Origin of the sequence: Bacillus sp. Cr_A10 (genome assembly GCF_029222665.1) — a bacterium.
GTDB lineage: Bacteria > Bacillota > Bacilli > Bacillales_A > Planococcaceae > Psychrobacillus.
In genome coordinates, this window is the sequence record NZ_JARHXR010000001.1 from 72,515 (window position 1) to 90,044 (window position 17,530).

General features: G+C 35.0%; 16 protein-coding genes and 2 pseudogenes. 6 read left to right on the plus strand and 12 right to left on the minus strand.

All coding sequences use genetic code 11. The features are described 5' to 3' along the window. Window positions 1–84 precede the first annotated feature (84 nt). Window positions 85–525 (plus strand): NUDIX hydrolase, encoded by a 441-nt coding sequence (locus P2Q73_RS00395; RefSeq protein ID WP_275782682.1) that lies wholly within the window; start codon window positions 85–87, stop codon window positions 523–525. Between the two features lie 38 nt (window positions 526–563). On the opposite strand, the gene P2Q73_RS00400 is transcribed toward P2Q73_RS00395, so the two are convergent. The 3 genes from P2Q73_RS00400 to P2Q73_RS00410 form a co-directional block, all read right to left on the minus strand. Next, entirely contained in the window at window positions 564–1,133 is a 570-nt protein-coding gene (locus tag P2Q73_RS00400; protein WP_275782685.1) for a GNAT family N-acetyltransferase, read from the minus strand. A 16-nt stretch (window positions 1,134–1,149) separates the two neighbouring features. Further along, window positions 1,150–2,019, minus strand: a complete 870-nt coding sequence (locus P2Q73_RS00405) for an AraC family transcriptional regulator (RefSeq protein WP_275782688.1) — start codon at window positions 2,017–2,019, stop codon at window positions 1,150–1,152. 155 nt (window positions 2,020–2,174) lie between these two features. Beyond that, complete coding sequence (locus P2Q73_RS00410) at window positions 2,175–3,614, minus strand: DEAD/DEAH box helicase (RefSeq protein WP_275782842.1); 1,440 nt, start codon at window positions 3,612–3,614, stop codon at window positions 2,175–2,177. 323 nt (window positions 3,615–3,937) lie between these two features. On the opposite strand from P2Q73_RS00410, the gene P2Q73_RS00415 reads away from it, so the two are divergent. Continuing rightward, window positions 3,938–4,159, plus strand: coding sequence for a DUF2187 family protein (locus P2Q73_RS00415; protein ID WP_053591003.1), 222 nt, complete (start codon window positions 3,938–3,940; stop codon window positions 4,157–4,159). On the opposite strand, the gene recQ is transcribed toward P2Q73_RS00415, so the two are convergent. The 3 genes from recQ to P2Q73_RS00430 form a co-directional block, all read right to left on the minus strand. Further along, entirely contained in the window at window positions 4,144–5,910 is a 1,767-nt protein-coding gene (gene recQ, locus P2Q73_RS00420) for a DNA helicase RecQ (protein WP_275782692.1), read from the minus strand. The two genes, P2Q73_RS00415 and recQ, sit on opposite strands and share 16 nt — an antisense overlap. An 82-nt stretch (window positions 5,911–5,992) precedes the next feature. Beyond that, entirely contained in the window at window positions 5,993–6,229 is a 237-nt protein-coding gene (locus tag P2Q73_RS00425; RefSeq protein WP_275782694.1) for a hypothetical protein, read from the minus strand. Window positions 6,230–6,408: 179 nt separating this feature from the next. Next, a complete protein-coding gene (locus P2Q73_RS00430) occupies window positions 6,409–6,981 on the minus strand; it encodes a GNAT family N-acetyltransferase (RefSeq protein WP_053591006.1) in 573 nt (190 codons plus the stop codon). Between the two features lie 386 nt (window positions 6,982–7,367). Between P2Q73_RS00430 and P2Q73_RS00435 the strand changes: the two genes are divergently transcribed. Continuing rightward, on the plus strand, window positions 7,368–8,558 hold the full coding sequence (locus tag P2Q73_RS00435; RefSeq protein ID WP_275782698.1) for a class I SAM-dependent rRNA methyltransferase: 1,191 nt from the start codon (window positions 7,368–7,370) through the stop codon (window positions 8,556–8,558). Window positions 8,559–9,024: 466 nt separating this feature from the next. Next, window positions 9,025–9,594, plus strand: a complete 570-nt coding sequence (locus P2Q73_RS00440) for an urease accessory protein UreF (RefSeq protein WP_275782700.1) — start codon at window positions 9,025–9,027, stop codon at window positions 9,592–9,594. A gap of 81 nt (window positions 9,595–9,675) precedes the next feature. Here P2Q73_RS00440 and P2Q73_RS00445 read toward each other — a convergent pair whose 3' ends face one another. Next, window positions 9,676–10,503 carry a phytoene/squalene synthase family protein gene (locus tag P2Q73_RS00445; protein ID WP_275782703.1) on the minus strand — a complete coding sequence of 276 codons (828 nt, stop codon included), beginning with the start codon at window positions 10,501–10,503 and terminating at the stop codon, window positions 9,676–9,678. A 200-nt stretch (window positions 10,504–10,703) separates the two neighbouring features. On the opposite strand from P2Q73_RS00445, the gene P2Q73_RS00450 reads away from it, so the two are divergent. Together P2Q73_RS00450 and P2Q73_RS00455 are read left to right on the plus strand one after the other, a co-directional pair. Beyond that, a complete protein-coding gene (locus P2Q73_RS00450) occupies window positions 10,704–11,447 on the plus strand; it encodes an alpha/beta fold hydrolase (protein ID WP_275782706.1) in 744 nt (247 codons plus the stop codon). A gap of 232 nt (window positions 11,448–11,679) precedes the next feature. Further along, window positions 11,680–12,684, plus strand: a complete 1,005-nt coding sequence (locus P2Q73_RS00455) for a nucleoid-associated protein (protein ID WP_275782709.1) — start codon at window positions 11,680–11,682, stop codon at window positions 12,682–12,684. 73 nt (window positions 12,685–12,757) lie between these two features. Here the strand turns inward: P2Q73_RS00455 and P2Q73_RS20310 are convergent. The 5 genes and pseudogenes from P2Q73_RS20310 to P2Q73_RS00475 form a co-directional block, all read right to left on the minus strand. Then, window positions 12,758–12,877: pseudogene (locus P2Q73_RS20310) on the minus strand (pyridine nucleotide-disulfide oxidoreductase); the annotation flags it as partial. 210 nt (window positions 12,878–13,087) lie between these two features. Further along, window positions 13,088–13,525: pseudogene (locus P2Q73_RS00460) on the minus strand (universal stress protein). 47 nt (window positions 13,526–13,572) lie between these two features. Then, window positions 13,573–14,937, minus strand: coding sequence for a DHA2 family efflux MFS transporter permease subunit (locus P2Q73_RS00465; RefSeq protein WP_275782845.1), 1,365 nt, complete (start codon window positions 14,935–14,937; stop codon window positions 13,573–13,575). Between the two features lie 44 nt (window positions 14,938–14,981). Continuing rightward, entirely contained in the window at window positions 14,982–15,533 is a 552-nt protein-coding gene (locus P2Q73_RS00470; RefSeq protein WP_275782712.1) for a TetR/AcrR family transcriptional regulator, read from the minus strand. A 228-nt stretch (window positions 15,534–15,761) separates the two neighbouring features. Beyond that, window positions 15,762–17,426 carry a hypothetical protein gene (locus tag P2Q73_RS00475; RefSeq protein ID WP_275782715.1) on the minus strand — a complete coding sequence of 555 codons (1,665 nt, stop codon included), beginning with the start codon at window positions 17,424–17,426 and terminating at the stop codon, window positions 15,762–15,764. Window positions 17,427–17,530 lie beyond the last annotated feature (104 nt).

Sequence of the window (17,530 nt, forward strand, 5' to 3'; positions counted from 1 at the left end):
TGAGGTTTCACTTTATAATGTATCTTACCATTTTTTGTTCTATACTGTTAGCAAGACTTTTGCTTTTGAAAGGACAAAGAATATATGGAATATTACAAACAACTACGACAATATGTTGGACATGACCCACTGATACTTCCCGGAGCTGTTGTACTTATTTTTAATGATAAAAAGGAATTATTGTTGCAGGAACGAGAGCGTGGAGTTTTCGGATTGCCTGGTGGGTTAATGGAGTTAGGAGAAAGCTTAGAAGATACCGCAAGAAGAGAGGTTCTAGAGGAGACAGGACTCCGACTTGGTAGATTAACATTATGCAACGTATATTCTGGGCCAGATTATTATTCGGAAAATCCAAATGGGGATAAATTTTACTCTGTGACAGCTGTCTATAAAACATATGAATATACTGGAAATATCACACCAGATGAAAACGAAACAATTAGTCTTCAATTTTATTCACCTAAACATTTACCAGATGGCATACTGACATCTTATCGAAAGTTTATAGAAGACGAGTTTTTGTAATGCTGCATAAACTCGTCTTCAAGTAGGCACACATTTTTTTATTCTACGTAATCCTCTTTAAGCAAACTGTAAATCTCTAAATCGACAATCCCTTTGCCTGACCACAAGGTAGCTTGCCTTAACAGACCTTCTCTTATAAAACCATTCTTATTTAGTACTTTCTTCGAAACCTCATTGGCAGGCATGACCTCTGCATGAATTCTATTCAAATTAACTTCTCCAAACAAGTATTTTACTATCAGCTGTACTGATTTTGTCGCAATTCCATTGCCCCAACACTCTTCAGCCAAATAGTATCCAATAGTAACCGAGTTAACTTTTTGGTTAAAATCCATACATTCAATTATTCCTAATAATTTTTGACTATCCTTCTTCTGAAAAATTCCCCATTTGATTCTGCTTCTTTTTTGATAGTCTCTCTCAAAATGGCCAATCATTTTGCTTACCGTTTGTATATTGTGCTTTGGGATGATCCCACAGTATTCAAAAACTTTGTCATTATCGTATAATCTAAACAAATCCTGTAAATGTTTTTCTTCTATTTTCCCAAGAATTAGTTCTTCTGACTCCAATACTGGAAAGTGATCAAACATTATATCCATATCCATCTCTTCTCTCCTCATACTAAATCTCAATTGGAATGTATATTTTCATTTTCATATCATTTGGATATGTTGATCTTAAAACATCCGTAATCTCAAAATCTGGCCCCTCTTTTCTTTCGTAATTAGAGTTAGGCAGCCATGTCCCGTATATGTATCTTCTCGTATTTTGGATTAAATCAGATGTTCCGTTAACTGTAAATAACGCATACTTACCCTCAGGTATTTCTATATTTAAAAAACCCTTTTCTAAATCCCTATTATATTTGTGCACCTCTTCTCCTACTATAAACGAAAATTGACCATTATTATTAAAGTCAGTAGATATACCGTAGGCCATATTAGGAGAGATTCGATTTGGTATTCGAAGATAACGCTCCTTCTCTCCAAATTCAATATAATATTTTGGAATATCACCAAAATAGTCTTCATTTATTAAAGTTGTGTAGTATTCATAGCCAGTAATGTGGATCTTCTCAAGCATTATAATTTCTGGCTTATTCAAATATAAGTTTTCATTTATTTTATTTTTATAATCTAGAAAGTTTATTTTGTTCTGCTCTCTTATATTCATTTCTTCCTTACGATACTTTGCAGGCGTTATACCGAAGCGATTCACAAAAGCACGAGTAAACGCTTCTTGTGAACCATATTGGAAGGATATCGCTATTTCTAATATGTTCTTTTTCTTCTTTAGTAGCCTTGCTGCCTCCGAAAGTCTTCTACTCCTAATATACTCTTGTACAGAAAAACCTGTAATAGCATGAAATAGTCGTTGGAAATGAAAAGCCGAGAAATAAGATTTTGAGGAGATTTCTATTATATTCAATTCCTCTTGTAGATTGCTTTCTATAAATTCAATTGCATGTTGAATTCTATTAAAATAATCCATCTATTTACCGCCCCCTATAAGCTCTATTATAAATTTCCATGAAATGATTTTTTTGATAATTTGTGCTCTTCCCTTTATTGTATCTTACTAAGAGATTCTCTTTATAAAAAGGATGAAAACGATAAAAAAAAGAAGAAGGAAAGTACTCCTTCTTCTTATTTATGTGCTATATGAACTTTTAGTTGTTTCCCTTTTACTGTAGTATTTCGCATTGTTTTTAACACAAGCGGACCTTTGCCGTTCAGTATTTCTACATAAGTAACATTGTCTTGAATCGTGATAATTCCAATGTCATCAGCAGAAACACCCTCTATTTTAGCAATAGTGCCTACAAAGTCCACAGCGCGCAGTTTCTTTTTCTTACCTCCGTTGAAATACAGTTTTGTAATGTTTGCATTTAACTGTTCACCTTTGGATTTTTTCAGTTCTGGTTGCTCTTGCATTTTCAAGTCGAAAGCTGCACGATTTTTTGATACTGACTCATCAGAAACATCAGGTCCTGCGGGTATTTCAAAACCAATAAATGACTCAATTTCTTTTACAAATTTATCTTCATGTGGAGTAGCTAGCATGATTGATTTTCCACTCCGTCCCGCTCGGCCAGTTCTACCAGTACGATGGACATAGCTTTCTTGTTCCAGAGGGACATCAAAATGCACAACATGTGTAATATCTTCAATATCAATTCCACGAGCAGCTACATCTGTCGCAATTAAATAACGGAATTCACCTTTTCGGAATTCGTCCATTACTTCAAAACGGTCCTCTTGCATCATCCCACCGTGAATTTTGTCAGCAGTATAACCCTTCGCATCAAGGGCATCCACAAGCTGATCCACTCGCTCTTTCGTACGGCAGAAAATAATACAACTATCTGGGTTTTCTAGTATCGTTAGCTTTTCTAGGAATGCTTGTTTTTGCTCTTCCTTTACTACATACTTCAAGTGCTCAATATCTGGAGCTTGATCTTCGCTATCAGCAATTTCTATTGATACAGCGTCTCTCATGTATTTATTACTTAATTTTTTTATTTCGTCGGATAGAGTAGCTGAGAAAAGCATGGTTGTACGTTCTTTTGGAAGTAGCTTAATAATGGACTCTACTTGCTCTAAAAAGCCCATATTCAACATTTCATCTGCTTCATCAATCACGAGGTATTCAATTTTAGAAACATCAAGCGTACCTTTTTCCATATGGTCCAGCACTCGTCCTGGTGTCCCTACTACGATATGTGTTTTTTGTTTTAAAGCTAATTTTTGTTTCGCGAAAGGCGATTTTCCGTATAAAGCTAGTCCTTTAATTCGTTTATAACGACCAATATTCGTTATATCTTCTTGGACTTGAACTGCTAATTCTCTCGTTGGCGTTAGCACCAATGCCTGAGGCTTATTTTCTTCCCAATCTACTAGCTCACATAATGGTGTCGCAAAAGCAGCTGTCTTTCCGCTACCTGTTTTCGATTTAACAAGTATATCCCGCTTTTCAAGGGCAACAGGAATTACCTTTTGTTGCACTTCTGTTGGCTCTGTATAGCCTAATTGTTCAATGGCTTTTAAGATCTTTTCATCTAACTTCAATTCTTTAAAATGCACTATGCATAAACTCCTCTTTACTTCCCTATTTTAATCCCGAACATATCTGAATCTTCTAAAGCTCTTCATGTACCTTTTTCATCTATCAAAATTGGTGTCTCAACTATATTCACTCTATCCTAGTATATTATAACCCGAAGAAATGTTACTTAAGCCTATCATAAGTTGTTATTCGAAAAACATCTTTTCCTACTAAAAGCATATAATTATATTAATTAAAGAGAAAGAGCACTTAAATAATCTCCTTAACATCTTATAACAAGCTAACTATGATATAATTAATATATCGCTTTATTTGCGAATAAAAATAGAAAAGAGGCAACCACATGAGTTTCCAACGACAACCAAAAGAAGTTTCAGACTTCGTAGCAGCACGGAAAATTGATGAGAAGATCTCTTTTACACGTAATAATTACGAAGTACAAGGTACTATTTTTAAAATTTTAGAGCAATCGGTTATTGTAGAAATATCTACTGAGGATGCGAAGAAAATTAATGTTCCTTCTAATTTAACAGTAGTATCCCATAAAAATTACACTGTGCTATAACGATGAATTTCTTCGAGAAAAGCTTCTCCATATTTTTCTTTTTTATTAGCACCGACTCCGTGTACATCTAACAATTCTTCTTCGGTTTGCGGACGCTTCACACACATATCTTGTAGTGTTTTATCAGAAAAAATAACAAACGGTGGTACACCGGCTTCGTCCGCAATTTTTTTCCGGAGTATTCTTAATCCCTCAAACAATGGGTCATTCTTCGCAATTTGTTTTGTCACCGCGATGCCTTTTCGCATAACATTTCTTTTTCCAAGTAATACATCTTTTCCTGCGTCCGATACATAGATGGTCGGTAAGCTTCCATGGTTAACCGAAAGTAATCCTTCCGATATCATAAACTCCATTAGTCCAGACACTTCTTTTAACGATTTATCCTTTAATATCCCGTAAGTAGATAGTTTAGTAAATCCAAATTCCATTACTTTTTTGTTTTGAGAACCCGTTAAAACCTGTGCTGTAATTGTCTTTCCAAATTTCTGCCCCATGCGTACAACACAAGATAATATCATCTGCACTTCTTTCGTAACATCATTCATCTCTCTCGTATCAGTGCAATTACCACACTGACCACATGGTTCCCCATTAGGTTCTCCAAAATAGTTCACAATAAATTGTTGTAAGCAATTCTCAGTATGGCAATAATCAACCATCCCTTGGAGTTTTTCAAGTTCTTGTGGAATTCGTTCACGGTCCAATGCTTGGTCTATTAAAAAGCGTTGCGTCTGAACATCCTGTGACGCATATAGCACAAGGCACTCACTCGGAAGTCCGTCCCGTCCAGCTCTTCCTGCTTCTTGATAATAACTTTCCATATTCTTTGGTAATTGGTAATGAATTACATATCTTACGTTTGATTTATCAATACCCATTCCAAATGCATTAGTTGCTACCATTACTTGCGCTTCATCTGTCAAAAAACGCTCCTGCTCTTTGTTACGAAAAGCTTCAGGAAGGCCAGCATGATATTTTGCAGCTTGAACACCAGACTTTGTTAATAGTTCATATAGAAGATCGACAGTCTTCCTTGTCGCGGCATAAATTATCCCGACTTCCTTGTTATTCTTCTTAATAAAATCTTTTAAAAATTTATTTTTGTCTTGCCCTAATACAACCGAAAAAGATAAATTTGAGCGAGCGAACCCTGTTATAACCGTGTTTTCTTCTTTTATTTGAAGAATTCGGCAAATATCTGCTCTTACATCTGGTGTAGCAGTGGCAGTTAAAGCCAAAACACTCGGTTGCTCAGTAAAAACTTCCTTCAATCGGTGAATGGACCTGTAGCTTGGACGAAAATCATGTCCCCATTGAGAAATACAATGTGCTTCATCCACTGCGATAAGTGGCACTTTCACTCGTTTTAATTGATTTAAAAAACTTTGGGATTCTAACCGCTCAGGTGCTATATAAAGCAAACGATATTGACCATTTTGCACTTCTGCTATTGTTTCCCTTACTTCTTCTGCAGTTAATGTACTATTAATAAAAGTGGCTGGAATTCCCGCCTGTATTAATGTATCTACTTGATCCTTCATAAGTGAAATCAATGGTGAAATAACAATTGTTGTTCCTTCAAGCATCAAGGATGGAATTTGATAGCATAATGACTTTCCTCCACCCGTCGGCATTACACATAAACTAGATTTATCGTTTAGGACGTAATTAATAATCGTTTCTTGTCCTTCACGAAAAGATTCATATCCAAAGTATTCTTGTAATAATTGTCGTGCATGTTCCAGCATTCCGGTCACTCCTATCTCCTTCACTTTACCATAGAACCGCTCAGTATTGGAAACGTTCCTACTAACACAAAAAGGAAACAGATTATTTTCTGTTTCCCTTCTTGCTTTTCACTTCATAGTCGTTTGATTTTGGGTCTACTTTATCTACGTCCACTCCAAGTAAGAAATATCCTATAATGGATGACACAATGGCAGCGCCAACAATAATAAGTATTTTGTTTATAGTGGTTACTTCATTATATTCGTCTTGGTTTAGCATGATTGTTGCTAATACTGCTACGACAATCATAATCGGCACGATTACTTTTGATTTTTTCACAGTTTACTTCCTTCCTCTGTATATACGTAAAGTATATTGTACCATAAGACTTCAGGTGGAGAGGATTAGAATACAGATGTACGCTTACCGCAAAAATGCGCAATCCCCATTCAAGTGTTGGGAATTGCGCATTTTATACCCCTAGTATATCTATGTCTACTTATACTATTTCTCTCTTGTCAGTATGACTTCAACATATTTTTCTTACCCTCTTCATTAAACACTAATACTTCATGAGACGGGTCATAGGAATCACCATAAAAGTGCTCATCCTTATACGTGTGGATGTTTTCATACGTCCATTTCATGGCTTCGTAAATTACTGATTCATCTTCATCAGATGGGGACCAATATAAAATTTCCAAAACGGTATTTTCACCTGTAGCGAGGGAGCGACGTGTGTAACCAATGCGCGTGGCGTGCTTAAATTCTTCACGTGCATAAAATCTAAGTCGCTTTTCTGAATCTGTATCATCATAGTTAATGGGTTCTACTTCCAATAAAATGACTTTATTTTTTTCTTTTAATTGATTCAATAATTTCCGGCCAAGACCTTCTCCACGAGCTTCCTTAGAAACAAATAAATAATCCACAAAGATAAAGTTTTCAAATTCAACGTACATTAATACGTGCTTTGGACTTTCATCTTTTATATACACATTTCCTTTATCAGCTAAAAGTGTTTCCATATGCACCCGTGATTTCATTTCGTCGACTGGAAAGTATTGATTGAGCTTTTCATACCAATTCATTTGGAACCATTCTCCTTCCAAAATTGTATTTTGCTCGGAGGTTTTGTTTGTGAGGTTATATAAGAGGAACAAAGTGGCCGAGAAAAATCCTCGATTATATTTATTCCCTATTTTCCATCTCATAATCATACTTCAACAACTTTCTGTAAGAAGTGTACTCGTTTAAAAAAGTTTGATTAAAAGTTACAAAGGATGAGATAGATACATCTTAAGTATGAAATTAAATTTCAATATATTGTCTCGTGTAGGAAATATCGAAAGTCTATATTTCGCACTTATACATATCAACAAATGTACAGCTTTTCTTACCCTAATTTATCACCTTACTTTTTAAAAATGCCTTCGTGTGGGATAATAAACAAAAACGAAGCTTAAGGATGACTATAATGCAAAAAGAAATAAATATGAAAATAAATGATACACTTGCTCAGGAATTGCAAAAGGGTGTTCCGATTTTATATAAAGATGCATTCAAGGATACTGACAATTTAGAAGAAGGTTCTATAATGAAATTACAGAATCCAGCTGGTAAGTTTCTAGGTAAGGGCTATGTAGGAAAACAAAATAAGGGAATCGGCTGGCTACTTACCAAAAATGAAAACGAGATAATCGATACTGCATTTTTTCAAAAGAAAATAGCAGTAGCCATCAAACATCGAGATAATTTTTACAATAGCTCTGAAACTACCGCATTCCGTGTTTTTAACGGGGAAGGAGACGGAATTGGTGGTTTAATCATTGATTACTTTGATGGTTATTATGTTATTAGTTGGTATAGTGAAGGGATATACTCCTTTAAAGAAATGATTCTAGAGGCATTAGAGGCGTCTGTTTCATATAAAGGCATTTATGAAAAGAAACGATTTGATACAAAGGGTCAATATTTAGAAGACGATGATTTTGTGAAGGGTGAACGCGGAGAATTCCCTTTAATAGTAAAAGAAAACGGGCTGAACTTTGCCATTTACTTAAATGACGGAGCAATGGTTGGTGTGTTCCTCGATCAGCGAGATGTTCGTAAAAAGATTCGAGAGGTTTATTCCAAAGGAAAAACCGTGCTTAACACATTTTCCTATACAGGTGCTTTTTCCGTTTTCGCCGCAGCAGGTGGTGCAACGAAAACAACGAGTGTCGATCTGGCAAAACGAAGCCTCGGCAAAACAACCGAGCAATTTGAAGTAAACGGTATCGATGTAGAAAAACAAGATATTATTGTAATGGATGTATTTGATTATTTTAAATATGCAAAACGCAAGGAATTATCCTTTGATGTTGTTATTTTAGATCCTCCAAGCTTTGCTCGATCAAAAAAATACACTTTCAGCTCTTCTAAAGATTATACAAACTTATTAAAAGATGCGATTGCAATTACTGAAAAAAGTGGTGTAATCGTTGCTTCTACTAACAACGCGACTTTTGGAATGAAGAAATTCAAAAGCTTTGTAGAAAAGGCTTTTAAAGAAAGCAATCGAAAATACATCATTGAAGAAGAATTTTCCCTTCCAAGTGACTTTAAGACTTCTCCTTTATTTAAAGAGGGTAATTATTTGAAGGTTTTATTTATAAGAGCTAAATAATTTATTTAGATAAAATAGCACTGTCCTAGAGTTCAATTAAAAGGGCAGTGTTTTTTTGTCTTTATTCTAACAGGAACAAAAGATATTGTTAGAAAACTTAACGCATTCTTTTCACTTTTTAATAATAATACTAAGATTTTCAGAATAAATTTGATTAATACAAGGATTTATGTATAATGAATTATAAAATGATGTTACATTTCCTTACATCAAAATATTTGTTTCTTTCATGTATTAATTGGATAGGAGGATTTCTAGATGAAGATTGTTTTTTTAGTCGAAAAATTACTTCACGGCTTAGCATTTGTTTGTACAAGGTGGAAAGTAAATCAGAAATATAAATTTACACGGTACTCTCATGAGTAATAAATTGATACACTTACTGCAAATTTTTGATTCTAATTTCCCCTTAGGCGTCTTCACACATTCCCTTGCTCTGAAAACGTTTTTACAAGAGGCAAAAACAATGAATAAAGAAACTTTTTTATTTGGAATGAAGCAACAATTACAAACTCAGTTTAGCTACACGGAGGGGCTAGCTTGTCGGTTAGCATATGAAGCAATTGAAAATCAGCAATTTAACAAGATCAAACAAATTGATCAAGAATTATTCAACCTTGCAAGTTCTAGAGAAATACGTGAAGGCAACAAGAAAATGGGACGTCTGCTCATACAAGTTACGAAACAATTGTATCCATTTGATTCCCTAAAATTATATGAAAACAAAATAACTTCAAATGAGTTACATGGACATACGACCATTATTTTTGCGATTGTAAGTACAGAATTAGAGATTGAACTAGAAAGAACTTTATCCTTTTATTTATTTGCTATTATTTCTTCACTTGTTCAAAACGGATTGGGAGGAATCCCATTAAAACAAGTAGATGGTAAAAAAATTCTCCATGAACTTCAACCGTTTATACAGGAACAAGTTGAAATGATTTTGCACCTTCCCGAGGAAGAATTTGGAGGTTCTCTACCTTGTTTAGAGAATGCACACTTGATGAAGAACAGCATACGGTACGCTTATTAACGTCTTACACAATAGAAAAAAAGATTTTACAAAAACCAAATCCCAAGAAGAGACCATACTCTACTTGGGATTTTCTGTGTTTTAATTAACCTCTGCTTGTACTTCTTCTACCGTAGCTTCGACTTCTGTTCGAGACATTTTTTCTTTTCCACTTTTTAATGCTTTTAACGTTTTATGTGCAAGGGCGAGTGGCAGCTTACAAAATAATAAGATACTGCGACGATTTATACTTTTGATATACTTATCAGCTTTAGCCAAATTTCCTTCAGCATAATCAAACATATCCGCTCGAGTCCAACCTTCTGGAAAAAATTGAACTCCTCGTTCACTATCTTCTTCTTTATTACGTAAAATATTTACTGCCTGTAGACCTCGTCCGTATGCTATAGCAAGCTCACGATCTGTATCTATATCCGCATTCCACTTCCATAAGTCCGATAACATTACCCCAACTAATCCAGCTACATAATATGTATACTCGTCTAAATCTTCTTTGGTTTTTACTTGCCAGTTTTTCCCTACCCATTTAGCCATTCCTTCTGCCATTTCACCGGTGTAGGCTTTTACTGTTTCAACTAAATCTGTAGGGCAAATCTCTATCCAGTCCCCCAGTCTAATCGATACCTCAGGTAGTATGTTGTTAAAAGGGGCAACTAGCTCTTCGTATTCTTTTGAATTAAAATCATCATTCAACAGCATTTTGCTTGTAGCTAATAATAATTGTTGTTTCTCGTTATGCCCTAGTGATTCATGGTCCTCAATTTCATCTATCGCACGCATACACAAGTAAGCAGAAGCAACCGCCTTTTTAAGTGTCGGATCTAAAAAGGTGATTGGGATATAAAATGTTCTACTTGTTTTTTTTAGCATGTCCATTGCTTCTTTTTGTAAAGCCGCTCTTTCACGCACAACTAGTCCTCCATTTCACAATCAAATACTCTACATACTATTGTATCGGATTTCAGCAAAAAGACAAAATGACGTCCCTCTGAAAGTGTTCTTCACATTCTTAAAAGTAGCCTTCTTCTTTCCTCTGAATAAAATAGAAACAATCAGAATTCACGATTGAACTAGAATCTGTAGTAAAGGAGGGTTGCATCATCTATTACTTGGACATTGGCAAAGGTGAAACTGTAGTACTAATTCATGGCTTAGGGAGTAAAAAAGAATCATGGGTAAACCAATTCAACCTCTCTTCCAATTATCGATTAATAATACCTGACCTGCGTGGACACGGAGAATCTGAAATAACCAATAATATTTCCATTGCCAATTTTGCTGAAGATATTTTATCACTTTTAGATTCATTAAATATAAAAAAAGCACACTTTTGCGGTCTCTCCATGGGAGGTCTAGTCGTACAAGAAATTTACAAACAAAAAAAAGAATGTGTCCTATCCATGGTTTTGTCTAATACATTTTCTTATGCCCCGTCATTTTTAGGACAATTAACTGTTATGAAAGGAGTTAAGAACCTACAACTGACATCAAGTGACGACTATACAACGTACACTGCAAAAAAATGTCTCTATCAAAAGGAATCCACGCTCATTGAAGCGGCAAAGAAAATGTTTCTTATTCGTAAAGAGCCTTATATCGTGTCAGCTCTGTCAGCAATCCAATCTAATTATCTACCAATATTACCCTTTGTAAAAGTTCCAACTTTAATTATCGGAGGTAAATACGATGAAATAAACCCCTTAATTAACATCTATTTAACCAAAGGCTTTTTGCCAAAAGCAGAACTCGTCATATTTGATAACTGTGGACATTTACCAATCTTAGAGAAAAAGGAAGAGTATAATAAGTTGCTTGATCGTTTTTTTCGCACGAATAATAGACAGGGTTTTTAACGATAATAAAACCTCGAAGAGACATCCAATTAGCTGTACATTTGGATGCCTCTTTTTGTCGCTATTTTACTCCTTCAACCAGTCTGCCAATGGCTCGCTTGAGATTCATTCTTTATTCAAAGGAATATGTTACATATGAAAATAATCATTTCTATTAGAAAAACACATGAAATTATTGTACGGAGTATGATATGGTAAATTATCTACAACTAAAGATTAGAAGGTGAAGACAATGCTAGAAGTAAATGAAAGTAAGTTAGCACAGTATGTCGCTCATTATGTAGGCGATACACTTGTCTTGGGAGAAGAGGCATTCGCTAATCCAGAGATTATGCTAGAGGCAGCCTTTACGCAATTAGCATTTAGCAAAATCGATTTGGGGCAGCATTATGAATTTTTTCATGAAACAGATATTGGATTAAATGAAGTATATACATACGTTAAGTTTATTTTCGATCAAGAGAATAGTTTCCTTGAACAATCAAAGAATATTGCCACTCACTTACATAGTTCATCGCAACATCCTAATATTAAAAGTGGAGAATTGTTCATTGGATTATTCGAAAATTGTATATGGCATACAGAGGTTAAAAGAGTACTCGCTATTGTAAAAATTGATGAAAAAGAAATGTTTTTAGATGTAAAAAACGAGCAAAACAAAATGATTGTGAATGGAATCGACGGTATTAATGTTAAGAAAACAAATAATATGGCTGTAATCATAGATATGGGGGCAGACGAAGCACCTATAGTCTTTATGAAAACAAAAAAGAAAGAAGATGTTGTCTATTGGCAAGAACGCTTTTTAAAAATTAAAGTAGCGGATGAACATTATCATAAAACAAATTTAGCATTAACCGAGTGTAAAAAATATATTTTAAAAGAAGAGAGTTTTACAAATACCGAGAAATTAGGTTTTTTAAACAAAACGCTCGATTATTTTAGAAATGAAGAAGAATTCCAAGTAACCGACTATATCGATACGGTATTTGAAAAAGCGGATTCGGTACAAAAAGATATTATCGTAAATACGGTAAAACCATACGAAACTGTTATTTCTGAGAGTGCAATTGCAAAGGCGGAAAAAGGTTACAATCGTAAAATTAAACTTGACTCCAATATTGAAATTCAGGTTAACGTACGTAATATCGAGCAAGTACATGAATTGATTGAGGTTGGATATGATGAAGCAACCAATCGAAAGTTTTATAAAATCTATTTCCAAGAAGAAATATAATCCAAAAATAAAAGAATCCCGCACTTCACCTCATAGTAGAGGTGTGGGATTTTGTATATTTAGAGTTTAGTTTTCAAAATTCCTTATTTAGAGTGGACACTAATGCTTCGTTCCTAACTTCTAATATATACTCATGAAAAATATATTCTCTACCACCATTTTTCTCGTACCATTCTTTAACTTTTTGAACGTGCATAAATGCATAGTCTAAGGTTGCTCTTCTTTATTCAACAATAGTCTTCCAATTCCTTATTATTACACTCATCGTTTCACACACTATTACTATTTCTATAAAAAACTTTCGTAGAAGTATACTTCTACGAAAGTTAGCTAAATGTTGATTTATTATTAAAAATTATAGTTTTTGTAAAAGGAGAATGTCCAATTAAGGACAAACAATCACTCACTCAGGTGTACGAATTACTAAAACATCACATTTAGCTGAACGTACGATTGCTTCAGACACGGAACCAATTAAAAAACGTTCAACTGCATTTAGCCCAGTTGCACCACAAATTATTAAATCGGCTTCAACTAAGTTTGTAAGCTCATTAGTAATTATACTTTTGGGAGAACCATATTCGATTACTATCTTTACATTTTCAACACCTTCAGCCTCTGCTCTTGCCTTGTAGCCATTTAAAAGTTCCTCTGACTATTTTTGTGCAGTATCGAAAATAGATCGTTCGTATGCTTCGAATGAACGAGTATCAATTATATTTACTATGTTTAATATAGATCCCTTGTTACGATGTGCAACATCTATTGATTTTTGAAATGCATATTCCGCTTCTTTTGAACCATCTACAGCTACTAAAATACTTTTATAATGATCTGCCATTTGTCATAATCTCCTTATAAAATAATGTTAACCTTCATATTAAATTATCATTTTACCTCTTTTGGCTTTTTCATGAATAGAGACAAAATAACATTAACCACTGCAAATGCTAAACCGACTTTAAATACAAATGATGATCCTGTTGCTGCGGCTGCAGACAAATCATCACCAACTGTCGCTAAGTAACTACCTTGTTTGGACGCAAATATCGAAACCATTACTGCAATACCAATAGCACCAGCAACTTGCTGAATTGTTTGTGTAATAGCTATTCCATCTGGATAGTACTTTTTCGGAAGAGAGTTTAATGTGTTAGTTTGTGTAGCTGCAAGCACCGCACCGATACCTAACATCATGATTATATGAGTTACAACAACCATCCATAACGCCGTATCTGTACCAAATTGTGCATAGATTAAATAACCAAGTGCCACCAAAATAGTACCAGGAGTTATAACTGCTTTCGGACCATATTTGTCAAATAGGCCACCAATGATAGGCGCTAATATACAGTTAAGTAAACTACCGGGTAGTAGTATCAGACCTGTTGTAAATGCCGCGATTAATAATGCCATTTGCATATACATTGGTAAAATAACAAGCATTGACAACATGTTGAAGAATGTAATAAAACTCATAAAGACACCAAGAATGAACAGTGGGTACTTAAATGCTCTTAAATTCATTACGGGAGTCTCCATCTTTATCTGACGGACACAGAATAGAGCGATTGCAATAATACCTACGATGATTGCACCAAGAACCGTTGCACTAGTCCAACCAGCTTCACCAGATACACTAAATCCGTATACGATACCACCGAAGCCTATTGTTGAAAGAACGACCGATAATATATCAATCGAAACTTTACGTACCTCATTTACGTTAGGCAAGTAAATAATCCCGAATATTAGAGAGAAGAGTAAGAATGGTACTTGAACCCAGAAAATCCATTCCCAAGATAGTGTATCTAATATAAGTCCTGCTATTGTTGGACCTAATGCTGGACCTGCTAACATAACTAAGCCCATAATACCCATTGCGGCTCCTCGTTTATTTGGAGGGAAAATTGTAAAAATAACATTTTGTGTTAAAGGTAAATTAATTGCTAACCCTGCCGCTTGAATAATACGCCCTACTAATAAAAAACTGAATGAAGGTGATATTGCAGCTAGAATTGTACCAATAATGGTTAATAGAATAGATGTCATAAACATCTGGCGTGTCGTAAATTTTTGCATCAAGATCCCTGTTACTGGTATTAAAATACCTAGTGTTAAGAAATAACCTGTCGCTAACCATTGAACTGTTGTAGGCTTCACATCAAATATTTGTCCTAAATCACCTAAGGCAATATTTAAAGCCGTTTCACTAAAAAGTCCTACAAAGCCAGCTACTAAAAGAGCCGCCATTATAGGACCTGTCTTATATTCTTTATTCACTTAATAAAACTCCTCTAAAGCATTTTTGGTAATAGTTGCGAAATAACTTTTAGTGGCTCAGATGCTTTTTGAGTTAAGCAAAGCATCATTCCACCTTCAATTGAAGCCGTCATCATAAGTGCAATTGACTGAGCCTTATCTTTAGAAAATCCATCTGCTACTAATTTCTCCATATAAATATCTTGTATTTCTTGATACAACTGAGCACATGCATTTCTAACTGGATCACTTAACGAAGCCATTTCGCTAACCATACTGCTAAATGTATATCCAGTAAGGGTTCCATCCGTCTCAAAACTATCAATTAATTTTGAAATCATTGCTATTGTTGCTTCTTGTGTTGTTGGATAACGATCAAAAATGTCCACGATATCCTTCGTAATCTCTTCATTCAAAGATTGAAGGCAAGCGATTAGTAATTCTTCTTTTCCATTTGGAAAGTGATGATAAAGCGAGCCTTTTGAAATATCACATGCTTTTAATATTTCGTTTAATCCAGTACCTTTATATCCTTTTTGTTGGAAAAGCGTTGTCGCGATGTTGATTATCAGCGATTTTGTATCCATTTCCGTAGTACACCTCCACCATACCAACCGGTCTGTTTGTAACTATATCAAAAAAAAACTCTATATTTCAAGACATTTTTATCTCATAACAATAACGTCGTTCACATTTTAGACACAAACTAATGGTTTCTATTCTCTTGAAAGAGTTCAAGTTGAACCATTTATAACAAAAAGAAAAGCACTGCGTTTTGCAGTGCTTAAAAATTGTTAAGTATTAAACGGAACACCTTAGTTACTCTCAATTCCTTGAATAGTTAGTTCTTTTACAGGTAGAAACAGTTCTCCAGTGTTTAAATATTTTACTTGGACGGAGTCTCCTTCCTGCAAATAAACTGCAAGTGGAGCTACTTCTGAAGATACAATATAGTTTTCCTTATTATTTAGAAGGAAAGAAACTTGAGTGAAATCACCTACTCGTTCTTTAAATACTCGAACGACTGAACCAGTTACTGATTTTTCCTCTGCATTTGAGCTTCCATCCACCGAACTACCACCTCGTTGAATAGCTGTTTTGTACAATTTTAGAGCTTCGTTAGGTGTGTTGCCATACACCGAGATTTCCGGATTCGCAGCAGAGACAATAAAGTAATTTTGCAAAAATCCATTCGAATCCAATACCGGTGTTAACCAACTAGCTTCCCCGTAAAAATTGTACAATACAGGCATTTCACCAGTCCATTTCTTCTCAATAAATTTCTTTTCTATTATTTGAAGTGCACCCTGAGAATCCATGTAGGACTCTTCCAGATTTCCAGTATAATAAGTTGCTTCGCCAGTCCGACCGTCTGTTAAGGAATAACCAAGCATCGAATCGACGCCTTCTTTTGGACTTGTAAAGTCTGTAAAGTAATACATTTGACCGTCTTCACCGAAGATTGGACTTACATTTGCTTCTGTACCTTCATCCGAAGGCAATTTCACATCTTTTTTACCAAAAATACTGTTAATAAAACCATGAACATACTTCCCGTAGTAACCATTTTGCAAACTAACGGTTTCTGGGGATACTGCGCCATCAATAAATGCCGGGGCTTCCTTTAAACTATATGAATCCGTTTGACCTGTAGCAGGATCTACTGCAACAATCCCTTCTACTTCAAAGCCGTTTCGTGCAGAGACGAACTGCCCATAAGAACGGATATAATAAGGTTTTCCATCCTCATTGATTTCCAATTGTGGGTCTCCATAAAAAATCTTTGTCGGATGTTCCATACGAATACGTCTTTCTAGGTTTTTGTGCAAGTAGGATGAAGGTGTATAGCTCATTTCTGCTTTTACAAACTTCGGATTGTCAGATGAATCTGTTGCGCTCATCGTGAAATACCCAGGAGTAACATCTCCATTGATCCATTTAAAAAATCCTGAAAATTCTACGGGAGCTATATAGACATATTCCTCTTGTACTTTTTGAATTTGTAAATTTCCTAACTCGTAGTAGCTAGTATTTGGTACTTGCCCAAACGCTTTTTTCATTTTATTACGTGCAAATTTGGGTGGAACACTTGCAGGTGTTTTAGTCTCATCAAAAGCTTCGATTTCCACTTTCTCATCCATTTTCGCTACTTCAAATTTTTCATCTGCATTCCAAACTGGAGCGGACAACATGAAAATGGCAACTACTAAACTTCCTAAGAATAATAAACCTTTTGCTTTTTGCTCTTTCCCTTTAGAAAGTAACGTCCCTGCTAAAGTGACAAGTACAAGCCAAGGCCATAAAGCTGTCCAGTTTCGATCCAAATTCGTTATATAGTATACTACCGCTAACACAATAAACGTTAAAACCGCCAGACCAATAAAGGAAGACATCGTATCCTTCCTCTTAGCTGTCCATGGTATGATTATTAACCCAGTTAGCACTGCCACCACTGCCGAAATTATAAATACAAACGTCATAATCCTCATCCTTCTTCCTCTTTTTTGCCTAGTTATTATACGGATGAAAGGCAAAATGGTTTCAGGAAACTTTGGTTGTTGAGTAGAAGGAAAAACACCCAGTA